General features: G+C 67.0%; 19 protein-coding genes. 18 read left to right on the forward strand and 1 reads right to left on the reverse strand.

The genetic code is table 11. The features are described 5' to 3' along the window. Positions 1-51: 51 nt before the first annotated feature. From J0J10_RS21640 to fabI, 17 genes are all read left to right on the forward strand, one after another. Complete coding sequence (locus tag J0J10_RS21640) at positions 52-1,890, forward strand: SLC13 family permease (protein WP_291649066.1); 1,839 nt, start codon at positions 52-54, stop codon at positions 1,888-1,890. Between the two features lie 258 nt (positions 1,891-2,148). After that, complete coding sequence (locus tag J0J10_RS21645; RefSeq protein ID WP_291649068.1) at positions 2,149-2,937, forward strand: enoyl-CoA hydratase-related protein; 789 nt, start codon at positions 2,149-2,151, stop codon at positions 2,935-2,937. Between the two features lies 1 nt (position 2,938). After that, on the forward strand, positions 2,939-3,778 hold the full coding sequence (locus J0J10_RS21650) for an ABC transporter ATP-binding protein (RefSeq protein WP_291649070.1): 840 nt from the start codon (positions 2,939-2,941) through the stop codon (positions 3,776-3,778). Continuing rightward, positions 3,778-4,656, forward strand: a complete 879-nt coding sequence (locus J0J10_RS21655; RefSeq protein ID WP_291649072.1) for a branched-chain amino acid ABC transporter permease — start codon at positions 3,778-3,780, stop codon at positions 4,654-4,656. The genes J0J10_RS21650 and J0J10_RS21655 overlap by 1 nt, the downstream gene beginning before the upstream one ends. Positions 4,657-4,660: 4 nt before the next feature. Further along, entirely contained in the window at positions 4,661-5,701 is a 1,041-nt protein-coding gene (locus J0J10_RS21660) for a branched-chain amino acid ABC transporter permease (RefSeq protein WP_291649074.1), read from the forward strand. Positions 5,702-5,772: 71 nt separating this feature from the next. Continuing rightward, positions 5,773-6,954, forward strand: a complete 1,182-nt coding sequence (locus tag J0J10_RS21665; RefSeq protein ID WP_291638070.1) for an ABC transporter substrate-binding protein — start codon at positions 5,773-5,775, stop codon at positions 6,952-6,954. Between the two features lie 30 nt (positions 6,955-6,984). Further along, positions 6,985-7,794: an ABC transporter ATP-binding protein gene (locus J0J10_RS21670; RefSeq protein WP_291638071.1), complete on the forward strand. Its 810-nt coding sequence runs from the start codon at positions 6,985-6,987 to the stop codon at positions 7,792-7,794. An 11-nt stretch (positions 7,795-7,805) separates the two neighbouring features. Then, a complete protein-coding gene (locus J0J10_RS21675; protein WP_291649076.1) occupies positions 7,806-9,629 on the forward strand; it encodes an AMP-dependent synthetase/ligase in 1,824 nt (607 codons plus the stop codon). Between the two features lie 12 nt (positions 9,630-9,641). Then, positions 9,642-10,823, forward strand: coding sequence for a beta-ketothiolase BktB (bktB, locus tag J0J10_RS21680; protein WP_291649077.1), 1,182 nt, complete (start codon positions 9,642-9,644; stop codon positions 10,821-10,823). A gap of 5 nt (positions 10,824-10,828) precedes the next feature. Continuing rightward, positions 10,829-11,497, forward strand: a complete 669-nt coding sequence (locus J0J10_RS21685; RefSeq protein WP_291649079.1) for a TetR/AcrR family transcriptional regulator — start codon at positions 10,829-10,831, stop codon at positions 11,495-11,497. A gap of 247 nt (positions 11,498-11,744) precedes the next feature. Further along, positions 11,745-14,045 (forward strand): DUF3141 domain-containing protein, encoded by a 2,301-nt coding sequence (locus J0J10_RS21690; protein ID WP_291649081.1) that lies wholly within the window; start codon positions 11,745-11,747, stop codon positions 14,043-14,045. A gap of 8 nt (positions 14,046-14,053) precedes the next feature. Continuing rightward, a complete protein-coding gene (locus tag J0J10_RS21695) occupies positions 14,054-15,040 on the forward strand; it encodes a phosphate acetyltransferase (RefSeq protein WP_291649083.1) in 987 nt (328 codons plus the stop codon). 3 nt (positions 15,041-15,043) lie between these two features. Next, entirely contained in the window at positions 15,044-16,285 is a 1,242-nt protein-coding gene (locus tag J0J10_RS21700) for an acetate/propionate family kinase (RefSeq protein ID WP_291649085.1), read from the forward strand. Next, on the forward strand, positions 16,285-17,331 hold the full coding sequence (locus J0J10_RS21705; protein ID WP_465247235.1) for an HlyD family secretion protein: 1,047 nt from the start codon (positions 16,285-16,287) through the stop codon (positions 17,329-17,331). Before J0J10_RS21700 ends, J0J10_RS21705 begins: the two co-directional genes overlap by 1 nt. Further along, on the forward strand, positions 17,331-20,069 hold the full coding sequence (rbbA, locus tag J0J10_RS21710) for a ribosome-associated ATPase/putative transporter RbbA (RefSeq protein ID WP_291649087.1): 2,739 nt from the start codon (positions 17,331-17,333) through the stop codon (positions 20,067-20,069). Before J0J10_RS21705 ends, rbbA begins: the two co-directional genes overlap by 1 nt. Position 20,070: 1 nt before the next feature. Continuing rightward, the gene (locus J0J10_RS21715) at positions 20,071-21,255 is read left to right on the forward strand and encodes an ABC transporter permease (protein ID WP_291649089.1); all 1,185 of its coding nucleotides are present in this window, start codon (positions 20,071-20,073) and stop codon (positions 21,253-21,255) included. A gap of 4 nt (positions 21,256-21,259) precedes the next feature. Beyond that, positions 21,260-22,036, forward strand: a complete 777-nt coding sequence (fabI, locus tag J0J10_RS21720; RefSeq protein WP_291649091.1) for an enoyl-ACP reductase FabI — start codon at positions 21,260-21,262, stop codon at positions 22,034-22,036. Between the two features lie 17 nt (positions 22,037-22,053). Here fabI and J0J10_RS21725 read toward each other — a convergent pair whose 3' ends face one another. Beyond that, complete coding sequence (locus J0J10_RS21725) at positions 22,054-23,466, reverse strand: short-chain fatty acyl-CoA regulator family protein (protein WP_291649093.1); 1,413 nt, start codon at positions 23,464-23,466, stop codon at positions 22,054-22,056. Positions 23,467-23,570: 104 nt separating this feature from the next. On the opposite strand from J0J10_RS21725, the gene J0J10_RS21730 reads away from it, so the two are divergent. Then, positions 23,571-23,896, forward strand: a 326-nt coding sequence (locus J0J10_RS21730) for a carboxyl transferase domain-containing protein (protein ID WP_291649094.1), incomplete at its 3' end; no start/stop codon positions are given.

Genomic DNA, 23,896 nt, shown 5'->3' on the forward strand with positions numbered 1-23,896 from the left:
CAAAATCGAGCGGGCGGTGACGGCCCGAGCAGACGCAACAAGGAGCTGAGCGTGAGCCCGATAGCCTATACCGCCCTCATCATCGCAGTCGCGGTCGTCCTGTTCGTCACGAACAAGGTGCCCGTTGTGCTGGTGGCGATGGGCACGGCGCTCTCGCTTTGGGCGACCGGCGTGCTCACTCTGCCGCAATCGCTCGGCGGGCTCGGCGATCCCGCCGTGATCTTCATCGCCTCGCTGTTCATCATCAGCTCGGCGCTCGAGGTCACCGGCGTCACGGCCTGGGCGGGGCAACTGCTGATCAAGGGCGCGGGCGAGGAGAGCCGCACGCGCCTGCTCCTGCTGACCATGACGCTCGTCGCCTTGCTGACCGCCCTGATCAGCGTCAACGGCGCCGTCGCGGCGCTGATGCCTGTCGTCGTGGTGATCGCGGTGCGGCTGCGGCGGAACTCGTCGCAGCTCTTGATGCCGCTGGTCTTCGCGGCCCATGCCGGCTCGCTGCTGGCGCTGACCGGCACGCCCGTCAACGTGCTCGTCTCCGAGGCGGCGGCGGATGCCGGCGTCGGCGGTTTCGGCTTCTTCGAGTTCGCGCTCGCGGGCATTCCGCTGCTGCTCGGCTCGATGGCGATCATGATCCTGTTCGGCGAGAAGCTGCTGCCCCAGCGCAACGGCGCGACCATGCCAGCCGATTTCAGCCGGCATGCGCGAACGCTGGTCGAGCAGTATGGGCTCGCCAGCGGCGTCTTCCAGCTGCGCGTGCGTCCGACCTGTCCTTATATCGGCCAGCCTGCGACCGCGGTCGATGTCAGCGGCTATCCGGGCCTGCAATTCGTCGCGATCCAGGAGGGCGAGAGCGGCGGCCCGCTGCGCCGCGGGACGATCGCCGAGGGCGACTACATCCTCCTGCGTGGCGAGGCCGAGGCGGCCGCGAACCTGTCGGTCAAGATGCATCTCGCCTTCCGCGACGAGGGCGCCGCGGCCGGCGAGGGCGAGGAGACGCTGTTTAACCGCCGCTCCGGTCTCGCCGAGGTGGTGATCCCGCCGCGCTCCGGCCTGATCGGCCAGAGCGTGTTCCCGGGCATGGTCACCGAAAGCGGCGACCTGATCATCCTCGCCGTCCAGCGCGCCGGCAATGAGGTCGCCGCCGCGAGCGCGACCAGCGATGGCGGCGGCATCGTGCTGCAGACCGGCGACACCATGCTGCTGCAGGGCACCTGGAAGGCGCTCGACACGCATCTCGATGATCCCGACGTGCTGGTCGTCAGCTCGCCCGAACTCGTCCGGCGCCAGGCGGTGCCGATGGGGCCGGGGGCGAAGCAGGCGATCGTCATCCTGTTCGCGATGGTGCTGATGCTGGCGACCGGCATCGTGCCGCCGGCGGTGGCCGGGCTGCTCGCGGCGGGCGCCGTCATCCTCTGCGGCATCATGAATGTCGAGCAGTCCTACCGCGCGATCTCGTGGACGACGGTGATCCTGGTCGGCGCGATGATGCCGCTCTCGACCGCGATGGTCGAGACCGGCGCCGCCAAGATGCTGGCTGAGCGGCTGGTCTACATGGTCGGCGATGCCGGGCCGATGGCGCTGCTCGCCGGGCTGTTCGTGCTGACCGCGGTCATGGGCCAGCTGATCAGCAATACCGCGACCGCGCTGATAGTCATCCCGATCGGCGTCGCAGCGGCGGCCAGCATGGGCATCTCGCCGCGTCCGGTGCTGATGAGCACGGCGGTGGCGGCCGCCGGCGCCTTCCTGACGCCGATCGCGACGCCGACCAATCTGATGGTGATGGGGCCGGGCGGCTACGCCTTCAGCGATTACTGGAAGCTCGGTTTGCCGCTGTTGATCTGGTTCTTCGTGGTCGCGGTCTTCATCGTGCCCCTGATCTGGCGCTTCTGACGCGCCGCCACCGCGGCATTCGCGATCTGTTTTCGGTACCGGTCGGCGCGGACCATCGCGCCGGCCTTTTTGCCGTCTGACGTAGGACCATGAAGTTGACCTTCGGCTCGTTCCCATTCGACAATCTTCGTCGTGCGGAAATGCGCATAGCGCATCGCGTATCGCTGTTGCTTACTCGTGAGTAAGGTCATGAACAGCGAGTACGAACGCTGGAGATACCGCGACGATCAATGATCGCGGGCTCGACGGGAGGATCAGATGAACGAAGCCGGGGCTCCTGTGCTCCTGGCGGTCGAGGGGGCCGTTGCGGTCATCACCCTCAATCGCCCGCAAGTGCTCAACGCGATCGACGCGGCGACCGCGCGCGCCTTTGGCGAGGCCGTGGCTGATATCGCCGGCAATCCCGCCGTGCGCTGCGTGTTGTTGCGCGGCGAGGGCCGGGCCTTCTGCGCCGGCGGCGATGTCTCCCGTTTCGTCGATGGTGACCCGCTCGGTGCGGTCGAGGCGATCATCGATCCGCTCCACGCCGCGTTGAAGCAGCTCGATTCCCTCTCCGTGCCCACGGTCGCGGCGGTGCAGGGCGCCGCCGCTGGCGCCGGCTTCAGCCTCGCCCTGGCCTGCGATCTCGCGCTCGCCGCCGACGATGCGGTGTTCACCCTGGCCTATGCCCGCATCGGGGCGAGCCCGGACGGCTCGGCGACCTACCGGTTGCCGCGGTTGGTCGGGCCGCGCAAGGCGCTCGAACTCGCCATGCTGGCCGAGCCGGTCAGGGCGCCCGAGGCGCTCGCGCTCGGTCTGGTCAATCGCGTCGTGCCCGCAGCGGCGCTGCAGGACGAGGCGCTGGTGCTGGCGAAGCGGCTCGCCGCCGGTCCGACCGGAGCCTATGGCCGGATCAAGGACCTGATCGGCCATTCGCTCGACAACGCGCTCCCCGCGCAGCTCGATCGCGAGCGCGAAGCGTTTCTCGCCGGTGTGCGCACCGCCGACTTCAAGGAGGGCGCCAGCGCCTTCCTGGCGAAGCGGCCGGCCCGGTTCGAGGGGCGCTGAGATGGCGGCAGCGATGCCCGCCGGTGTGCCGGCCCGGCCGATCCTGGAGGTCGCGGGTGTCTCGCTCGCCTTTGGCGGCGTGCGCGCTTTGACCGACGTCTCCTTCGAGGTGCCGGAAGGCTCGATCACCGCGGTGATCGGGCCCAATGGCGCCGGCAAGACCTCGCTGTTCAACACGATCTCCGGCTTCTACCGGCCGCAGGCCGGGAAGATCAGCTTTGCCAGCGAGAGCCTGACCGGTGTGCGTGCGCCGGAACGGGCGGCGCGGGGCCTCGCCCGTACCTTCCAGAACATCGCCCTGTTCCGCGGCATGACCGTGCTCGACAACATCAAGCTCGGCCGCCACGCGCATCTGCGCACCGGCGTACTCGACGCTCTGTTTTACTGGGGCAGGGCGCAGAAGGAGGAGCTGGAGCTGCGGGCCGAGATCGAGGAGCGGATCATTGACTTCCTCGAGATCCAGCACATCCGCAACGCCTCGGTCGCGACCCTGTCCTATGGCCTGCAGAAGCGCGTCGAGCTCGCCCGGGCGCTGGCCATGCGCCCGCGCATCCTGATGCTCGACGAACCGGTCGCCGGTATGAACCGCGAAGAGACCGAGGACATGGCCCGCTTCATCCTCGATGTGAAGGAGGAATGGGGCGTCACCATCCTGATGGTCGAGCACGACATGGGCATGGTTATGGACATCTCCGACCATGTCGTCGTGCTGAATTTTGGCCAGGTCATCGCCAGCGGCACGCCGCGGGAGGTCCAGGGCAACGAGGCGGTGATCGCGGCCTATCTCGGTGCCGGCGATGTCGGCGAGCTCTCGCGCCGGATCAAGGCGGAGGCGGTGTGATGGACGCGCTCTTCCTCTTCGAAGTCACCCTGGCCGGGCTCGGTGCCGGCGCGCTCTATTCGCTGACCGGCGTCGCCTTCGTGCTGATCTACAAGGCGACCCGCGTGGTCAATCTCGCCATCGGCGAGATCCTGATGCTGGGCGGTTATGCCTTTCTCGGCTTCGCCGCCGGGCTCGGCCTCTCGCCCTGGCTTGCTTTGCCGCTCGCGGTCGCGGCTGGCGGCGTGCTCGGCTGGCTGGTCGAGCGCACCATGATCCGGCCGATGCTGGGCGAGAGCCCGATCTCGGTGTTCATGGTGACGATCGGGCTCGGCTCGATCCTCGCCGGCGTCGTGCAGCTCGGCTGGGGCGCCGATCCGCTACGCCTGCCCGAATTCATGCCGTCGACACCGGTTTTCATCGGCGAGGCCTATCTCGCGCCGAAGGTCGCGATCGGCTTCGTGGCGGCGGCCGTGGTGATCGGGCTCTTTCTCGCCCTGTTCCGGTTCTCGCGCGGTGGCGTCGCGCTGAAAGCGACGGCGGCCGACCAGGGCGCCGCCTATTCGGTCGGCATCGACGTGCCGCGTGTCTTCTCCGTCGCCTGGATCCTCGCCTGTGCCACCGCCGCGGGCGCGGGCGTTCTGGTCGGGGCGATCGGCGGGATCTCTCCGACCATGGGTGTGTTCGGCCTTTCGGTGCTGGTCGTCGTGATCATCGGCGGGCTCGATTCGATCGCCGGGGCGCTGGTCGGCGGCCTCTTGATCGGGCTGGTTGAGGCGCTGGCCGGGGCCTTTCTCGGCGGCGAGTTCAAGCTCGTCGTCACCTTCGCTTTGCTGCTCGTGCTGCTGATGGTCCGGCCCTACGGCCTGTTCGGCACCCACGAGATCGAGAGGCTTTAGAGCCATGCGGATCGGCACGCTCAAGACCAGCTACGCCGCCGACGAGGCGCTGTTCGATAGCTCCGTGCAGCGCACGCTGCTGGTGCTGCTCGCACTCGCTGCGGTCGCCTTCCCCTTCGTGGCGAGTCCGTACTGGCTCTTCCTCGCCTGCCTCTGTGCCATCAATGTCGCGAGCGCGACGGGGCTGAACCTGCTCACCGGCTATACCGGGCTGGTCAGCCTCGGCCAGGCCGCGTTCATGAGCGTCGGCGCCTATACCGTCGCGGTGCTGGAGATCCGGCTCGGCACGCCCTTCCTGCTCAACCTGCTGAGCGGCGCCGGCCTCGCCGCGATGATCGGCATCCTCGTCGGCATTCCCAGTCTCAAGGTGAAGGGGCTCTATCTCGCCATCGCGACGATCGCGGCCTCGGTCATCCTGCACTTCCTGTTCTCGCACTGGTCGCTGACCGGCGAGGCGCGGGGCCTGTCGATGCCGCCGGCACGGCTGTTCGGGATCAGCCTCGACCAGCCCTTCTCGCTCTACTGGCTGATCATGCCGGTGACCTGCCTGATGGTGCTTGGCGCCGCCAACCTGCTGCGCACCCGCATCGGGCGCGCCTTCATCGCGATCCGCGACCGCGACATCTCGGCCGAGGTGCTCGGCATCCCGCTGCTCCGCTACAAGCTGACCAGCTTTGCGATCTCGTCCTTCTATGCCGGCCTCGCCGGCGGGCTCTGGGCCTATTTCTTCCGAGTCGTGACGCCGGAGAGCTTTCCGCTGGTCAACTCGATCTTCTACCTCGCCGCGATCATCGTCGGCGGCATGGGGACGATCCTCGGCGGCATCCTCGGCGCGGTCTTCATGACACTCGTCCCCGAACTCCTGAAATTCGTCGCGAACTGGGCGACGCCGATCTATCCGGACGCACTCGCGGCGCTGGCGCCGGTACGCACCATCGTCTTCGGTGGGCTGATTGTCGGCTTCCTGATCTTCGAACCGCGCGGCCTCGCCGAGATCTGGCGGCGGGTGCGGCGCTTCTTCCATCTCTGGCCCTTCAGGACATGAAGGCGCACGGGACACGTGCCTTTGACGAAACGGCCGTCGCCAAGAGCGGCCATATCAGCGGGAGGACGAGCATGAGCAAGATGAGGTTGAACCGGCGGGAGCTTCTGGCCGGGACGGCGGCAACCGCCGCGATGGCGTTCGGGATGGGGCCGCTCGCGGCGCAGGAAGGCGGCGACATCGTGCTCGGCGGCTCGATCCCGCTGACCGGCGTCTTCGCCTTCGCGGGCGTCGGCATCCATGCCGGCATCCAGGACTATCTCAAGATCCTGAACGATGGCGGCGGCATCAAGGGCCGCAAGATCAAATATGTCGCCGAGGATACCGCCTACAAGGTCGACGCCTCGGTCGCCGCCTTCAACAAGATCACCAGCCAGGAGAAGGTTTCGCTCTACTATGGCGATTCGACCGGCTTCTCGAAAACGATCAATCCCGAGCTCGAGCGCCGCGGCACCATGATCATGGCCGGCGCCTCCTTCGCGACCGAGCTTAACGACCCCAAGAAGTTCCCGCTGCAGTTCATGGCGGGGCCGGACTATACCGAGATGTTCGGCATCCTCCTGCGCTACATCGCCAAGGAGAAGCCGGGCGCGCGCGTCGCCTTCGTCTATTCCGACACCGAATTTGGCCGCGACCCGATCGTACCGGGCGAGGCGGTCGCCAAGGAGCTGAAGCTCAACGTCGTCGAGAAGATCGTGACCCCGCCCGGCAGCGTCGACGTCTCGACCGAGGTGCTGAAGCTGCGCCGCGCCAATCCCGACTTCACGATCTTCCACGGCTATGTGCTGGCGCCGATCCCGGAATTCGTCACGCAGGCGAAGCAGATGGGCATGAAGAGCCAGTTCATGGGCACGTTCTGGACCATGGACAATTCGACGGTGCAGCGCATGGGCGACGCCGCCGACGGCTTCATGGGCGTGATGCCGTACCGCTACTATTACGACAAGGACGGTACCGCGCCGATGCTGGAGAAGATCCGGCAGATGCGCACCGAGTACCAGTCGACCGGCTACCTGCAAGGCTTCGTCACCGCCATGCTGATGGCCGAGGCGGTGAAGCGGACGCTCGATGCCGGCAAGGAGCTGACCGGCGCCAATCTCAAGGCCGGGCTAAACAGCATCAAGGACTTCGACACCGGCGGCCTGTTCGGCGTGCCGATCTCGATCCCCGGCAATTCCGTGCCGGTCGGCCGGATCTATCGCTTCGACAGCAAGGCCAAGCAGATGCTGCCGGCCTCCGACTGGATCAAGCTTTGATCCTCAGGCGCAGGGCGAGGGGCTGAAGGCATGGCCGGGACCGCGGTGCTCGACGTCAACAATGTCGAGGTCGTCTACAACAGGACGGTGCAGGTGCTGCGCGGCCTGTCGCTGCGCGTGCCGCAGGGGCAGATCGTCGCCCTGCTCGGCTCGAACGGTGCCGGCAAGTCGACGCTGCTCAAGGCCGTCTCGAACCTGCTCGCGCTCGAGGATGGCGCCGTCACTGGCGGCGCCATCCATTTCCAGGGCGACGATATCGCGAGCCTTGCCCCGCACGGCCTCGTCCGGCGCGGCCTGTTCCATGTCATGGAGGGGCGGCGCATCTTCGAGGACCTGACGGTCGAGGAGAACCTGACCGCCGCGACCTTCGCGCTGACCGGGCGCAAGCTGCCGGCGGCGGATTTCGATCTGGTCTACAGCTATTTCCCGCGCCTGCACGAGCGCCGCAAGGGGCTGGCGGGCTATCTCTCCGGCGGAGAGCAGCAGATGCTCGCCATCGGGCGGGCGCTGATCGCGCGACCCTCGTTGATCCTGCTCGACGAGCCCTCGCTCGGCCTCGCGCCGAAGCTGGTCGAGGAGATCTTCACGATCATCGCCAGGATCAATGCCGAGCAGGGCGTCTCGATGCTGCTCGTCGAGCAGAACGCCGCGGTCGCCTTCGCGGTCGCCAATTACGGCTACATCCTCGAAATGGGCAAGGTGGTGATCGACGGCCCGGTCGAGAAGCTGGTCCGCGACCAGGACGTGCGCGAATTCTATCTCGGCCTCGGCGGCGCCGGGGGCGAGCGCAGCTATCGCGACATCAAGCACTACAAGCGCCGCAAGCGCTGGCTTTCGTGAGGTCGGCAACGATGCGCGAGCTTCCCAATCTCACCCTGCCGCAGATGCTGCGCGAGAATGCGCGGACGATGCCCGAGCGCGTCGCCCTGAGGCAGAAGGATTTCGGCATCTGGCTGCCGATCAGCTGGGCCGAGTATGATCGCCGCGCCCGGCATTTCGGCCTCGGTCTGCGGGCGCTCGGCCTCGGCGAAGGCGGGCATGTCGGTATCCTCTCCGAGAACCGCGCCGAATGGGTGGTCGCCCAGCTCGGTGCCGGCATGGTCGGGGCGGTGGCGATCGGCGTCTATGCGACCAGCCCGGCCAATGAGGTCGCCTATGTGCTCGGGCATGCGGAAGTCGAGATCGTGGTCTGCGAGGACCAGGAGCAGGCCGACAAGGTGCTGGAGCGCATCGCCGAACTGCCGCGGCTGAAGCGGATCGTGGTGATCGATCCCAAGGGCCTGCGGCACTACGGTCCGGAGCTGATCATCTCCTTCGCCGATGTGCTGAAGAGCGGCGCCGAATACGAGCTCGCGCATCCCGGCCTGGTCGAGGGCTGCCTCGCCGCCCAGATCCCGGCCGATATCGGCCTGATGGTCTACACCTCCGGCTCGACCGGCAAGCCCAAGGGCGCGATGCTGAGCTATCGCAACATGCGGGCCCAGGCGGCCGGCGTGATCGAACGGCTCGGCTACGACGCCGACACCACCAACCTGTCCTATCTGCCGCTCTGCCATGTCGCCGAGCAGATGCTGAGCACCATGGCGCCGATCTATGTCGGTTCCTGCGTCTCCTTCGGCGAGTCGATCCGCACCGTGCAGGAAGATCTGCGCGAGATCGCGCCGACGCTTTTCCTCGGCGTGCCGCGGATCTGGGAGAAGCTGCACGCCGCGATCCACATCAAGCTGATGGAGGCCGGCGGCTGGCGCCGGCGTCTGTTCGAGGCGGGTCTCGCCGCCTGCGAGCCCTTCGCCACCAAGCCACCGGCGGCGCGCAGCCTGCGCGAGAAGGCAGTCGCCGGCTTCTACCATCTCGTCATCTTCCGGGCGCTGCAGAACTTCATCGGCCTGCGCAAGGTCAAGGTCGCGCTTACCGGTGCAGCCCCGATCCCGCCGCGCATCGTGCAGTTCTTCCGCACGCTCGGCGTGCCTCTCGTCGAGGTCTACGGCCTCACCGAGACCTCCGGAATGTCCGTCGGTCAGCGTCTCCAGCGCCTGCTGCCTGCTTCAGTCGGCGAGGCTGTCGCCGGCGCCGAGCTCAAGCTGGGCGCCCAGGGCGAGCTCCTGCTGCGCGGCGACATCGTCTTCGAGGGCTATTTCCGCAATCCCGAGGCGACGGCGGCCGTGCTGCGCGATGGCTGGCTGCACACCGGCGACGTTGCCGCGATCGAGGATGGTCAGACAAGGATCGTCGACCGGCTGAAGGACATCATGATCACGGCCGGGGGCAAGAATCTCAGCCCCTCCGAGATCGAGAACACGGTGAAGGGCAGCGCCTTCATCAAGGAGTGCATCGTCGTCGCCGATGGCCGGCGCTATCCCTCGGCACTGATCCAGATCGATGCCGAGACCGTCGGCAAATGGGCCGAGGAGAACCGCATCGCCTTCACCCATTTCCGCAGCCTCGCCGAGCACAGCCGCGTGCGCGAGCTGGTCGCCGCCGAGATCGAGCGAGCCAATGCCCAGCTCGCCCCCGTCGCGCAGCTCAAGCGCTTCCACCTCCTCGTCAAGGAACTCGACCATGACGATGACGAGGTCACCGCGACGATGAAGGTGCGCCGGGCCAACATCGCAAAGAAATACGCCGCCGAGATCGAAGGGCTGTACAAGCCCGAGCGGCAGGCCGAATCCGCCTGAAGGAGCAGTTTCATGAGCCGACATGTCGTCATCACCGCGGGCGTCCGCACTGCCATCGGCACCTTTGGCGGGGCGCTGTCCGGCCACGCGCCGTCGGAGCTCGGGGCGCTCGTCGTCGGCGAGGCGCTGAGCCGCGCCGGCTTGCCCGCTGCCGAGGTTGGCCATGTCGTCTTCGGCAATGTCATCCTGACCGAGTCGAAAGATGCCTATCTCGCCCGCGTCGCGGCGATCGAGGCCGGGATTCCGGTTGAGGTGCCCGCGATGACGCTGAACCGGCTCTGCGGTTCCGGCGTGCAGGCGATCGTCTCGGCGGCGCAGGCGATCATGCTCGGCGATTGCGACACCGCGGTCGCCGGCGGCGCCGAGACGATGAGCCGCGCGCCGCATCTGCTCGCCACGGCCCGCTTCGGCCAGCGCATGGGCGATGCCGTCGTCGCCGACCATCTGACCGGCGTACTGACCGACCCGTTCGGCAACGGCATCATGGGCATCACCGCCGAGAACGTCGCCGAGCGCTATGGCATCGACCGCGAGGCGCAGGACGCCTTCGCCGCCGAGAGCCAGCGCCGCGCCGCCGAGGCGATCGCCGCCGGCCGCTTCAAGGAGCAGATTCTGCCGGTCGATGTCCGCAAGGGCCGCGACACCAACAGCTTCGATACCGACGAGCACCCCAAGCCGGCGACGACGGCGGAGACGCTGAAGGGCCTGCGCCCGACCTTCAAGAAGGACGGAACGGTCACGCCCGGCAACGCCTCCGGCATCAATGACGGCGCCGCCGCCATGGTGCTGATGGAGGAAGGCCGTGCCAGCCGCGAGGGCAAGCCGATGCTGGCGCGCCTCGTCGGCTACGCCCATGCCGGCGTCGAGCCCGGCGTGATGGGCATCGGCCCGGTGCCGGCTGTGCAGGCTCTGCTCAAGCGCACCGGGCTCTCGCTCGGCGATTTCGACGTGATCGAGTCGAACGAGGCCTTTGCCGCCCAGGCCTGCGCGGTCGCCAAGGAACTCGGCTTCGATCCGGCCAGGGTCAATCCGAATGGCGGGGCGATCGCGCTCGGCCATCCCGTCGGCGCGACGGGCGCGATCATCACCCTCAAGGCGGCCTATGAGCTTCAGCGCAGCGGTGGCCGCTACGGGCTCATCACGATGTGCATCGGCGGCGGTCAGGGCATCGCGCTCGCGATCGAGCGGGCCTGAGCCGGATGGCGGCGCCACTCTGGAAGACGCAGGCGCAGCGCGAGCAGGAGCGCGCGCTGAAGCGCGAGGCCGTGCTGCGGGCTGCGGCGCGCGCCTTCAGCGAGCAGGGCTTTCACCGGACCTCGCTCGACGATGTCGCGGAACGGCTGAATGTCACCAAGCCGACGATCTACCACTATGTCCGCAGCAAGGACGAGATCCTGTTCGAATGCGTGCGGATCGGACTGGAGCGGCTCGATTCGGCGTCAGCCCAGGCCGAGGCGCAGCGCGGTCGCGGGCGCGGTCTCGAGCGGCTGATCGTGCTCTGGACCGAATATGCGCGGATCGTCACCGAGGATTTCGGGCGCTGCCTCATCCTGGTCGGCGAGGACCCCTTGCCGGCGGAGACGCGCAAGGAGCTGCGTGCCCTCAAGGGCAAGATCGACAAGCGCTTCCGCGGCCTGATCGAGCAGGGCATCGCCGACGGCTCGATCCAGCCCTGCGACCCCAAGCTGCTCGCCTTCGCGGCCGCCGGCGCGCTGAGCTGGATCGCGCGCTGGCATGACCCGGCGGGCTCGCTGCCGGTCGACGAGATCGCCCGGCAGACGATCGGCTTCTTCGTCCACGGCATCGGAGCGAATGGCGCAGGAGCAGGGGACAGTCGCCATGCCGGAGAGCATGTGAGCGCGGTGTAAGCCGGTCCTCCCGCCTGTCGGAATCGCGGATTTTCCGAACCGCGCGCAGGCCGAGGCAGCGACACGCGCGCCCGGCTGCTAAAATTTGCGATTGATTGACATCAATTACGCGTGTTCCCGAACACCGCATTGAGGCGGGCAGCGGCCAGGGTCGTTGCTAAAGCGTCTTACGCTGGCGATAGTGCAGTGCGGCAAGCCGCTGCGACGCTCCGACGTACAAGCCCCGTGGCGTGTAGGGAAAAGCGATATGATCGGTCCCTTCTCGGTGAACCCATCCGCCGGTGCAAAGGCGGAAGCCCTGTTTCGCAGTGATCTCGGCGATTATCTGGTCGATGTCGCGCAGCGCAATCTGCTGATGCTCGACGTGCTGCGCCGGCGCGGCGACAATTATCTTGAGCATATGGCGATGATCGCCCCGCATGTCCTGGGCTTCAGCTTCGAGCCCGTGATGAGCGGCCGCAGCCTGCCGCGCCCGGTGAACTACTGGCTGGTCCGGATCATTCCACCGGAGGGCGTCGTCACCAACGAGGCAGCGCGCCCCTTCATCGTCGTCGATCCGCGCGCCGGCCATGGCCCGGGAATCGGCGGGATGAAGCCGGACAGCGAGATCGGCGCGGCGCTCGCCGCCGGCCATCCCTGCTATTTCATCGGCTTCCTCCCCGATCCGGTGCCGGGGCAGACGATCGAGGATGTCGGCTGTGCCGAGGCCGCCTTCATCGAAGCCGTGATCAAGCGCCATCCCGACTACCCCGGCAAACCCTGCGTGATCGGCAATTGCCAGGCCGGCTGGGCCGTGCTCGGGCTCGCCGCCGCAAGACCCGATCTGATGGGGCCGATCATGGCGGCGGGTGCGCCGCTGGCCTATTGGAACGGCAAGGACGGCCTCAACCCGATGCGCTATTCGGGCGGCATGCTCGGCGGCTCCTGGCTGGCCTCGCTGACGGGCGATCTCGGCGCCGGCATCTTCGACGGGGCCTATCTCGTCCAGAATTTCGAGAAGCTGAACCCGGCCAATACCTGGTGGGGCAAGCTCTACGATGTCTGGTCTCAGGTCGACACGGAAGCCGAGCGCTTCCTCTCCTTCGAGAAATGGTGGGGCGGGCATGTGCTGCTCAACCGCGAGGAGATCGAGTTCATCGTCGAGGAGCTCTTCGTCGGCAACAAGCTGACCAAGGGCGAGGTCAGGCTGTCCTCCGGCAAGGCGATCGATCTGCGCGAGGTCACCTCGCCGATCGTGGTGTTCTGCTCCTGGGGCGACAACATCACCCCGCCGCAGCAGGCGCTGGGCTGGATCACCGATCTCTATGCCAGCGATCTCGCTCTGATCGCGGCCGAGCAGACCATCGTCTACTGCATTCATCCGCAGGCCGGCCATCTCGGCGTGTTCGTCTCGAGTTCGGTGGCAAAGAAGGAGCACACTGAACTCACCGAGAACATGGACCTGATCGACATCCTGCCTCCCGGCCTGTGGGAAGCGGTGATCACGCCGCGCGAGCCGGGGCAGGACTATGCCGACCTCGCCGCCGGCAAGCATGTGCTGCGCTTCGAGCCGCGCAAGCTCGACGACATCCGGGCGCTCGGGCTGAACAGCGCCGAGGACGACCGGCGTTTCGCGACCGTCGCCAGGCTTTCCGAGATCAATTCCGATCTCTACAAGACTTGGCTACGTCCCTGGGTGAACGCCGTCGCCAATGCACCCGTCGCGGAATTGTCGCGCCGGCTCAATCCGCTGCGCTCGCAATTCGAAGCGTTCTCGCACAATAACCCGTTTCTGCGTGGCGTGCCGGTCTTGGCGGAGCAGGTTCGCCGTAACCGCCGCCCGGCAGCCCCGGGCAATCCGTTCCTGGCCTGGCAGCAGATGGCTTCGCAGAACATCGCCGCCTCGCTCGACCTGTTCCGCGACATTCGCGATTCCGCCACCGAACTCCTGTTCAAGCAGGTCTATGGCTCTCCTGCGCTGCAGCAGGCGCTCGGCGTCACCGATGAGACGGCGCGCCCCGTACCCGCCGATCGTGAGCGTGGAGTCGCCGAGCTGGAGGCCGGGCTCGCCGGTCTGCGCCAGCGGGTCAGCGAGATCAACGCGAACATCGCCGTGCTGCGAGCCTTCATGTTCGTCCTGGCAGCAGGCAAGAGCCTCGACGAGCGCATCTTCGCTGCGCTCCGGCGGCTGCAGAAAAAGCATCAGAGCCTCGAAGGCACGACGCTCTGGCAATTCAAGGCCAAGGTCCGGGAGCAGCTCTTCATGCTGCGCTTCGACCGGGACGAGGCCGTCGCCGCGATCGAGCGTGTTCTGCAAACGCAGGCGCCGCCGATCTCGCTGGAGGAGTTCCACGGCATCCTGACCGCGGCCGGCCCGCTCGAAGGCGAGGCGCTCACCCGCTACGAACGCGTCAGCAGGATGTTCCCGGATCATGCGCCGGAGCGCGAGCCGCCGGCGCCGGGCGTCGGGACGTCCGCTGCGACTGTCCGCGCAGCCACGCCCAAGCCGGCAGCGCAGCGGCGCCTGCCCGGCGCCGGAACGCGCCGCCGCACCGCCCCGCAGAAGTGACCCCGAACATGGCTCAGACCTCCACGCTCGCCGCCGAAATCGGCCATCCTCGGCGTACCGCTGCCAATGGCGACAAATATGAGCGCCTGATCGCCAAGGCCCGCGAAATCCCGCCGGCGCTGACGGCGGTCGCGCATCCCTGTGACGAATCCTCGCTGAGGGGCGCGCTCGACGCGGCGGCGCAAGGCTTGATCACGCCGATCCTGGTCGGCCCCAGCGCTCGGATCGTCGCGACGGCGAAGCAGGCCGGGCTCGACATTGCCGGGCTGGAGATCGTCGATACCCCGCACAGCCATGCCTCGGCGGCCAAGGCGGTCGAGCTGGTGCATGCCGGCAAGGCGGCGCTGCTGATGAAGGGCAGCCTGCACACCGACGAATTGCTGGCCGAGGTCACCAACAAGGAGACCGGGCTGCGCACCGGCCGGCGCGTCAGCCATGTCTTCATCATGGACGTGCCGACCTATCCCGAGCCGCTGTTCATCACCGATGCCGCGGTCAACATCTTCCCCGACCTCGAAGCCAAGCGCGACATCATCCAGAATGCGATCGACCTTCATATCGGGCTCGGCCTGGGCACGCCGCGGGTCGCGATCCTCTCGGCGGTCGAGACCGTGACGACCAAGATCCCGAGCACATTGGAGGCGGCGGCGCTCTGCAAGATGGCCGATCGTGGCCAGATCTGCGGCGGCCTGCTGGACGGGCCGCTGGCGCTCGACAATGCGATCAGCCCGGAAGCCGCCAGCATCAAGGGCATCGTCTCGCCGGTCGCGGGCAGGGCGCAGATCCTGGTGGTACCGGATCTCGAAGCCGGCAACATGCTGGCGAAGAACCTGACCTTCCTGTCGGGCGCCGATGCCGCCGGCATCGTGCTCGGCGCGCGCGTGCCGATCATCCTGACCAGCCGCGCCGACAATGTCCGCACGCGGCTTGCCTCCTGCGCCGTCGCCGGGCTCTATGCCCATGCGCTGGCCCAGTCGCGCCCGATCGGAGGCTAGGCGGTGAGCGAGGTCCTGTTCGTCGTCAATGCCGGCAGTTCGAGCATCAAGTTCAAGCTCTATCGCGTCGTCGGCGAGGATATCGCGTTGATCTTCGGCGGCGCCGTCGACGGCATCGGCACAAGGCCGCGGCTCAAGGCGAAGGACCATGCCGGCGAGACGCTGATCGAGCGCAGTTTCGGCGCGGAGGAGGTCGCGAATTCCTCACAGGCGCAGCGCATCATCGCCGACTGGGTCGGCGGGCAGATGAAGGACGCGCAGCTCATCGGCATCGGCCATCGTGTCGTCCATGGCGGGCCGGTCTATTCGGCTCCGGTCCTGGTCGACGACGCGGTGATGCGGACGCTCGAGACCTTCATCCCGCTGGCGCCGCTGCACCAGCTCAGCAATCTCGACCCGATCCGCGTGCTGCGCGAGCGCCGGCCCGATCTGCCGCAGATCGCCTGTTTCGACACCGCCTTCCATCGCGGCCATCCCGAATTGTCGGACCGCTTCGCCCTGCCGCGCGAACTCTATGACGAGGGCGTCCGGCGCTACGGCTTCCACGGCCTGTCCTATGAATATGTTTCGCAGGCGCTGCGCGGCATCGCGCCGGAGATCGCCGAGAAGCGCGTGATCATCGCCCATCTCGGCTCCGGCGCCTCGGTCTGCGCCCTGGAAGGCGGCCGCAGCATCGAGACGACCATGGGCTTCACCGCGCTGGACGGGCTGCCGATGGGGACACGCTCCGGCTCGCTCGACCCGGGCGTCGTGCTGCACCTGATCGAGCAGAAGGGCATGAGTCCGGCCAAGGTCGGGCATATGCTCTATCATGAGAGCGGGCTGCGCGGCCTGTCCGGGATCAGCAACGATGTCCGGGCCCTGCTGGAGAGCGACAGGCCCGAGGCTGCGATGGCGATCGACTTCTTCAGCCTGCGCGTGGCGCAGGCTTTTGCCAGCCTGTCGGTCTCGCTCGGCGGGCTGGATGCTCTCGTCTTCACCGCCGGCGTCGGCGAGAATGCCCATCAGGTCCGGCGCAATGTGGTCGATCGCCTGCGCTGGGCCGGGTTCGCGCTCGATGAAGAGGCCAACAGCCGCAATGACCGCCGGATCGAGGCACCCGGCAGCCGCGTACCGATCCTCGTCGTGCCCACGGATGAGGAACGCATGATCGGCCAGCACACGCTGCGCCTGCTGCGCCGGCCACAGGATTGCATCGCGAAGCAGGCCGGGGCCCCGCACCGGCCCGAGCTCGGAGAAAGATGATGAATTTCGCCCGCTTATCGACCGCGACGGCCCTGGCGGCGACGCTCCTGACCTTCGGCAGCGTCATGACCCCGGTCTCTCGCGACGTTTCGCTCAGCACTCCGGCGCAGGCCCAGTCGCGGATCAAGGAATTCCTGCAGCGCCTGCGCAGTGGCAACCTGCCCGCCGGCATCGCCAAATCGAACGGACGGATCGAGGCGACGCAGATCGATGTCGCGGCGAAATATGCCGGGCGGCTGTCGCAGGTCCTGGTCAATGAGGGCGACGATGTCACGGCCGGGCAGGTCATCGCGAAGATCTCCTCGCCGGAATACGAGGCGCAATTGCGCGGCGCCCAGTCTCAGGTCCTCAAGGCCAAGCAGGGGCTCGCCGAGGCGAACGCCCTGATCGTCCAGCGCAAGAGCGAGATCACCCTGACCCAGGCCGAGCTGGAGCGCGGCCAACAGCTCGTCGACAAGGGCTATCTGACCCGCCAGACCTTCGATCAGCGCGTCGCCAAGGCCGATACGGCGAAGGCCGCGCTGGTCGCCGCCGAGGCCCAGCGCGAGCAGGCTGCTTTCGCCATCAAGAGCGCCGAGGCCGAGGTCGATCGGATCGAGGCCGTGCTGGTCGACATGACCCTGGTCGCGCCCCGCAGCGGGCGGGTGCAGTATCAGCTCGCCCGGGCAGGCGAGGTCGTCGGCGCCGGCTCGCGCATCCTGACGCTGCTCGATCTCAGCGATGTCTACATGACGATCTATCTGCCGGCCGCCCAGGCCGGGCTGCTGGCGCTCGGCGACGAGGCGCGGATCACCGTCGACCCGCTGCCGAACTACGTCATTCCCGCCAATGTCAGCTTCGTCGCAGCCGATGCCCAGTTCACGCCGAAGAGCGTCGAAACCGCTGATGAGCGCGAGAAGCTGATGTTCCGCGTCAAGCTGCAGATCGACCCGCGCGTCCTGAAGAAATACCACCGCCAGGCCAAGACCGGCGTGCGCGGCATGGGCTTCGTGCGCACCAGCGCCTCGATCCAGTGGCCCGAAGACCTCAGCGTAAAGCTCCCCTGATGAGCGACGGTTACATTGCCAGGGTCGAGAACGTCTCGCACCGCTACGGCAAGACGGTCGCGCTCGACGACGTCTCGATCGCGTTCCCGGCGCGCCGGATGGTCGGGGTGATCGGTCCGGACGGGGTCGGCAAATCGGCCCTGCTCGCTCTGGTCGCCGGGGTCCGCCAGATCCAGACCGGCGTGGTCACGGTCTTCGATGGCGACATGGCCGACAAGGCGCATCGCGAGAAGCATGGCGCCCGCATCGCCTATATGCCGCAGGGGCTCGGCCGCAATCTCTACCCGACGCTGAGCGTCTTCGAGAATATCGACTTTCACGGGCGGCTGTTCGGTCAGGGCGAGGCCGAGCGGCGACGGCGCATCGACGAATTGCTGCAGGCGACGGGGCTCGACCCGTTCGAGGACCGCCCGGCCGGCAAGCTCTCGGGCGGCATGAAGCAGAAGCTCAGCCTGTGCTGCGCCCTGATCCACGACCCCGATCTCCTGATCCTCGACGAGCCGACGACGGGCGTCGATCCGCTCTCGCGCGGCCAGTTCTGGGATTTGATCAACACGATCCGCAGCCGGCGCCCGCAGATGAGCGTCATCGTCGCCACCGCCTACATGGATGAGGCGGAGCGCTTCGACTGGCTCGCCGCCATGGATGACGGCAAGGTGATCGCCTCCGGGCCGGTCGCCGAAATCCTGGCGAAGACCGGGCAGAGATCGCTGGAGGCGGCGTTCATCGCGCTGCTGCCGGAAGCCAAGCGGGCGCACCATCAGGAGGTGGTCGTGCGGCCGCGCCCGGCCAGCGACAGCGCCGTGCCGGCGATCGAGGCCGAGGGGCTGACCCGCCGCTTCGGCAATTTCACCGCCGTCGACCATGTCAGCTTCCGCATCGAGCGCGGCGAGATCTTCGGCTTCCTCGGTTCGAATGGCTGCGGCAAGTCGACGGTGATGAAGATGCTCACCGGCCTGCTGCCGGCGAGCGAGGGCACGGCCAAATTGTTCGGCAAGCCGATGGGCTCGAACGACATGGAGACGCGCCGCAATGTCGGCTACATGTCGCAGGCCTTCTCGCTCTATACCGAGCTGACCGTCCGGCAGAACCTCGAGCTGCACGCCAAGCTCTATCATCTGCCGAGCGAGGAGATCGAAGGTCGCATCGCCGAGCTGCTCGAGCGCTACGATCTGAAGGACGTGGTCGATGCCCGTCCCGACAGCCTGCCGCTCGGCATCAAGCAACGCCTGCAGCTTGCTGTCGCGGTGCTGCACCGGCCGGCCATGCTGATCCTCGACGAGCCGACCTCGGGCGTCGACCCGATCGCGCGCGACGCCTTCTGGCGCACGCTGATCGATCTCTCGCGCGATGACGGCGTCACGATCTTCCTCTCGACCCATTTCATGAACGAGGCGGAGCGCTGCGACCGGATCTCGCTGATGCATGCGGGCAAGGTGCTCGCCGTCGGCACACCGGAGGAACTGGTCAAGGAACGGGGCAGCGCCTCGCTGGAGGACACCTTCGTCGACTATCTCGCTGAGGCGGCCGGGATCGACCGCGAGGCCAGGACCGAGGCGCCCGATCCGAACGCGGCGGCGCCGGCCCCGGAGCCGATCCGCCCGCCGCGCCGCTTCGACCCGAAGCGGCTCTGGGCCTATTCGCGGCGTGAGACGATGGAGCTGCTGCGCGACCCGATCCGGCTCGCCTTCGCCTTTCTCGGCCCGCTGGTGCTGATGATCGCTTTCGGCTTCGGCATCTCCTTCGACGTCGAGAATCTGCGCTTCTCGGCGCTCGACCACGACAACACGCCCGAAAGCCGGCAATTGGTCGAAGCCTTCTCGGGCTCGCGCTATTTCGAGGAGCGCCCGCCGTTGCGAAGTTCCGGCGAACTCGACCAGCGCCTGCGCACCGGCGAACTCCAGCTCGCCATCGAGATCCCGCCGGGCTTCGGCCGCGACCTGCAATCGGGCCGGAAGCCCGAGGTCGCGGTCTGGCTCGACGGTGCCATGCCGTTCCGCGCCGAGACGACCAAGGGCTATGTCACCGGGCTCGCTGCGCAATACGCCAAGGAATGGCTGGTCCAGAACAGCACCGGCACGAGCGCCGCCAGCCTGATCAATATCGAGACGCGCTTCCGTTACAATCAGGCCTTCAAGAGCGTCAACGCCATGGTGCCGAGCGTGATCATGCTGATGCTGATCCTGATTCCGGCGATCATGTCGGCGATTGCCGTCGTGCGCGAGAAGGAGACCGGCTCTATCGCCAATTTCCAGTCGACGCCGATCACCAAATTCGAGTTCCTGTTCGGCAAGCAGTTGCCCTATATCGCGATCGCGATGATCAGCTTCGTGCTGCTGGTGCTGCTGGCGCTTTTCCTGTTCGGCGTGCCGATCAAGGGCTCGGCGGCGCTGCTGGCCCTGGGAACCCTGCTCTATGTCACGGCGACGACCGGCTTCGGCCAGCTGATCTCGACCTTCACCAAGACGCAGGTCTCGGCGGTGTTCGCCACCGCGATCCTCTCGATCATCCCGGCGGTGAACTTCTCCGGACTGCTCGTTCCGGTCGCCTCGCTCTCCGGCGGCGCGCGCTTGATCGGGCTCGGCTTTCCCACGGCCTGGTACCAGCCGATCAGCGTCGGCACTTTCACCAAGGGGCTCGGCTTCGACGATCTTTCCTTCAACCTCGTGATGCTCGCCGGCTTTTCACTGCTCTTCCTCGCCCTGGCGCAGCTTCTGCTGCGCAAGCAGGAACTCTGAGATGAGCGCCGAGACTTCTGCCACCACTCAGGGCCGTTCAGGCCAACGCCTGTCCGGGCTGCGCATCCATCTGCAGAACATCGTCCAGCTCGTGATCAAGGAGCTGCGCAGCATCCGCGCCGATCCGGTGATGCTGATCCTGCTGGTCTACTCCTTCTCGATCGCCGTCTACACGGTGGCGACAGGCGCCTCGACCGAAGCCAAGAACCTCTCGGTCGGTATCGTCGACGAGGACCGCTCGGACCTGTCCCGTCAGATCCGGAACGCGCTGAACCCGCCGCTGTTCAAGAGCGCGGTGCCGATCAACGCCGGCGAGATCGACGAGGAGATGGACCATGGCAGGCTGGTCTTCGTGCTGGAGATCCCGCCTTCCTTCCAGGCCGACCTGCTCTCCGGCCGGCGCGCTTCGGTGCAGCTCAATGTCGACGCCACCGCGATGACGCAGGCCGGCAATGGCGCGGTCTATATCCAGTCGATCATCGCGCAGGAGGTGACGAATTTCCTGGCCGGCCGCGAGACGGTGACCAGCGCCCCGGTCAATGTGGTGATCCGCGCCAAGTTCAATCCGAACTTGGATTCGGCCTGGTTCACCTCGGTGATGCAGGTGATCAACAGCATCACCCTGCTGACGGTGATCCTGACCGGCGCAGCCCTGATCCGCGAGCGCGAGCAGGGCACGGTCGAGCATCTCCTGGTGATGCCGGTGGTGCCGACCGAGATCATGCTGGCCAAGATCATCGCCAACGGGCTCGTCATTCTGGTCGCGGCCGGGCTGTCGCTGGCGCTCGTCGTGCAATGGTGGCTGCAGGTGCCGATCGCCGGCTCGCTGGTGCTCTTCCTCGCCGGAGCAGGGCTCTATGTCTTCGCCGTCGCGGCGCTCGGCATCATGCTCGGCACGCTCGCCACCACCATGGGGCAGTTCGGGCTCCTCGCCATTCCGATCCTGGTGCTGATGCAGCTGCTCTCGGGTTCGAGCACGCCGATGGAGAGCATGCCGGTCTGGCTGCAATACACCATGCAGGTGATCAGCCCGACGCCGCATTTCGTGGCTTTCGCGCAGGCGGTGCTCTATCGCGGCGCCGGATTTTCGGTGGTCTGGCTGCAACTCGTCGCGCTGATCGTCATCGGTGGCGTCTATTTCAGCTACGCCCTCAGCCGCTTCCGCCGCGTGATCTTCGGAGATTGACCCCATGACGCCGATCGGTGAACTCGTCCGTGGCAAGAAGGGTTTGATCGTCGGTATCGCCAATGAAGGCAGCATCGCCTTCGGCTGCGGAAGGGTGCTGCACCGGCTCGGCGCGGAACTGGCCGTGACCTATCTCAACGCCAAGGCCGAGAAATGGGTGCGCCCGCTCGCCGAGGAGCTCGCCAGTCCGATCATCATGCCGCTCGATGTCGAGGTCCCCGGCGAGCTCGAAGCGGTGTTCGCGGCGATCGCCCGGCACTGGGGCAAGCTCGACTTCGTTATCCATTCGATCGCCTTCGCGCCGCGCGACGATCTGCATGGCCGCGTCGTCGACGTCTCGCGCGAGGGCTTCGAGCAGGCGATGCGGGTGTCCTGCTACTCGCTGATCGAGATGACGCGCGCCGCCGAGCCGCTGATGGCGGAAGGCGGCACGATCCTGACCATGAGCTATTACGGCGCCGAGAAGGTGCTCGATAACTACAACATCATGGGGCCGGTGAAGGCGGCGCTCGAGAGCACGACGCGCTATCTCGCCCATGAACTCGGCCAGAAAGGTATCCGCTTGCACGCGCTTTCGCCGGGCCCGCTGAAGACGCGGGCTGCCGGCGGCATCGCCGGTTTCGACGAATTGCTGTCACAGGCCGCCGCGCGGGCGCCGCAGGGACGCGTTGTCACCATCGACGAGGTCGGGCAGGTCGCCGCCTTCCTGATCAGCGACGCGGCCACGGGCATGACCGGCAACACGATCTATGTCGATGCCGGCTACCATATCATGGGGTAGGACGCCGGGCTGGAGGTTCAGCCGAGCCGGTAGGGCAGGATGCCGCGCTCCCAGGGGTCGACGATCACGGCGCGGTCGAGCGGCGGCACGGCACGCTGCGGGCAGTCCGGCCGCTCGCAGAGCCGACAATTGATCCCGATCTCGGCGATCTTGCCGCTGCTGCGGATGGCGTCGGCGTAGATCAGCTCGTCGGCATAGGCCATCTCGCAACCGATGCCGATGGCATAGCGCGAGCGCACGGCGTCGAAGCGCGACTCGCCCTTGCTGATCGCCCGCGCGATTGAGAGGTACTGCCGGCCATCCGGCATTTCCGCCCGCTGCACCAGGAAGCGGTCCGGCATCTCGAAGGCCTCGTGGATGTTCCAGATCGGGCAGGCGCCGCCATAGCGGGCGAACTGAAAGCGCGTCGCGCTATGACGCTTGGTGATGTTGCCGGCGCGGTCGACGCGCAGGAAGTACATCGGCACGCCTTCCTGCCCGGAGCGCTGCAAGGTCGAGAGCCGGTGGCAGACCTGTTCAAGGCTGGCACCGAAGCGGATGGCGAGGCGCTCGACATCGTGCCGCATCCGGCGTGCCTCGTCGCGAAAAGCGCCATAAGGCATGGTCAGCGCGCCGGCGAAATAGTTCGAGAGCGCGGCCGAGCAGAGGAGCGCGCTGTCGCGGTTGAGGAAGCCGGCTTGCGCCACGATCGCGTCGGCCGTTTCGCCATGGGTGAGCCGGGCGACATGGCGGGCGAGGGCGAAGACCTGGCTGGAGACCGGCAGCGCCTCGTTCAGCGTGATCCTGCCGGCCGCGCGCTCCAGCCGGCTCTGGGCGGGATGGCTGTCGGGCGGGCATTCGACGACGCTAAGCCCGTGCTCGCTGGCGAGATAGATTTCCATGCGCTGGCGGGGGTCGCCGGGGATTTCCGAGATGCGCGTCGCCAGGGCTTCGGCGGCGAGGTCGAGTTCATCGACGTAATTGCCGATGAAATGGAAGAAGTCGCGGACCTCGTCGAAGGCCGAGATCGGCCGGCGCGGCTGCGAGGGCTCGGGATGGACGGCCTCGTCGAGGGCGCGATAGCGCGCCTCGAGGCTCTGATATTGCGCGTGCAGGTCGAGCAGCGCCCGGCCGATCTGCGGCATCTGGACGGCGGCGGTGCGCAATTCGCGCGGATTGACCTCGATCGTCCCGAACAGCGGATCGGCGAGGGTCTCGCGCAGATTGGCGGCGAGGCGGTCGCCGAGATCGTCGGTGAAGATCGAGAGATTGACCCGGAAGACGCGGGCGAGATCGACCACCATCGTGCCCGAAAGGCTGCGCTGACTCGCCTCGATCTGGCTGAGATAGCTCGGCGAGATATTGAGGCGCCGCGCCAGTTCGAGCTGGGTCCAGTCGCGTTCCTCGCGCAATCTGCGAATGGTCGCGCCGGCGAAGAGCTTGCGTCTCAACTTTTCTGTTGGCGAATTTGTTAATTTTGCCATTTTGCAATTTTGCACAAAATCCCTTGCCGCCACAAGGCGCGCGGCGGATAGGGCAGGCGAGGGAGACGGCCATGCAAGACATCCTGAACGATCTCGAATCGCGTCGCGCGGGTGCTCGGCTCGGCGGTGGCGAGCGGCGGATTTCGGCGCAGCATGGGCGCGGCAAGCTCACGGCGCGCGAGCGGATCGAGCTGCTGCTCGACAAGGACTCCTTCGAGGAGTTCGACATGTTCGTGCAGCATCGCTGCGTCGATTTCGGCATGGACAAGGCCGAGAAGATCCCCGGCGACGGCGTCGTCACCGGCTGGGGCACGGTCAATGGCCGCACCGTCTTCGTCTTCTCCAAGGATTTCACCGTCTTCGGCGGCTCGCTCTCCGAGACCCATGCCCAGAAGAT

This window comes from Allobosea sp., from assembly GCF_017308075.1.
GTDB lineage: Bacteria > Pseudomonadota > Alphaproteobacteria > Rhizobiales > Beijerinckiaceae > Allobosea.

Excerpts from the sequence above, each read along its gene's own strand:
- J0J10_RS21645 (WP_291649068.1), top strand. The coding sequence starts at position 2,149 with ATGAACGAAGCCGGGGCTCCTGTGCTCCTGGCGGTCGAGGGGGCCGTT.
- J0J10_RS21650 (WP_291649070.1), top strand. The coding sequence starts at position 2,939 with ATGGCGGCAGCGATGCCCGCCGGTGTGCCGGCCCGGCCGATCCTGGAG.
- J0J10_RS21655 (WP_291649072.1), top strand. The coding sequence starts at position 3,778 with ATGGACGCGCTCTTCCTCTTCGAAGTCACCCTGGCCGGGCTCGGTGCC.
- J0J10_RS21660 (WP_291649074.1), top strand. The coding sequence starts at position 4,661 with ATGCGGATCGGCACGCTCAAGACCAGCTACGCCGCCGACGAGGCGCTG.
- J0J10_RS21665 (WP_291638070.1), top strand. The coding sequence starts at position 5,773 with ATGAGCAAGATGAGGTTGAACCGGCGGGAGCTTCTGGCCGGGACGGCG.
- J0J10_RS21670 (WP_291638071.1), top strand. The coding sequence starts at position 6,985 with ATGGCCGGGACCGCGGTGCTCGACGTCAACAATGTCGAGGTCGTCTAC.
- J0J10_RS21675 (WP_291649076.1), top strand. The coding sequence starts at position 7,806 with ATGCGCGAGCTTCCCAATCTCACCCTGCCGCAGATGCTGCGCGAGAAT.
- bktB (WP_291649077.1), top strand. The coding sequence starts at position 9,642 with ATGAGCCGACATGTCGTCATCACCGCGGGCGTCCGCACTGCCATCGGC.
- J0J10_RS21685 (WP_291649079.1), top strand. The coding sequence starts at position 10,829 with ATGGCGGCGCCACTCTGGAAGACGCAGGCGCAGCGCGAGCAGGAGCGC.
- J0J10_RS21690 (WP_291649081.1), top strand. The coding sequence starts at position 11,745 with ATGATCGGTCCCTTCTCGGTGAACCCATCCGCCGGTGCAAAGGCGGAA.
- J0J10_RS21695 (WP_291649083.1), top strand. The coding sequence starts at position 14,054 with ATGGCTCAGACCTCCACGCTCGCCGCCGAAATCGGCCATCCTCGGCGT.
- J0J10_RS21705 (WP_465247235.1), top strand. The coding sequence starts at position 16,285 with ATGAATTTCGCCCGCTTATCGACCGCGACGGCCCTGGCGGCGACGCTC.
- rbbA (WP_291649087.1), top strand. The coding sequence starts at position 17,331 with ATGAGCGACGGTTACATTGCCAGGGTCGAGAACGTCTCGCACCGCTAC.
- J0J10_RS21715 (WP_291649089.1), top strand. The coding sequence starts at position 20,071 with ATGAGCGCCGAGACTTCTGCCACCACTCAGGGCCGTTCAGGCCAACGC.
- fabI (WP_291649091.1), top strand. The coding sequence starts at position 21,260 with ATGACGCCGATCGGTGAACTCGTCCGTGGCAAGAAGGGTTTGATCGTC.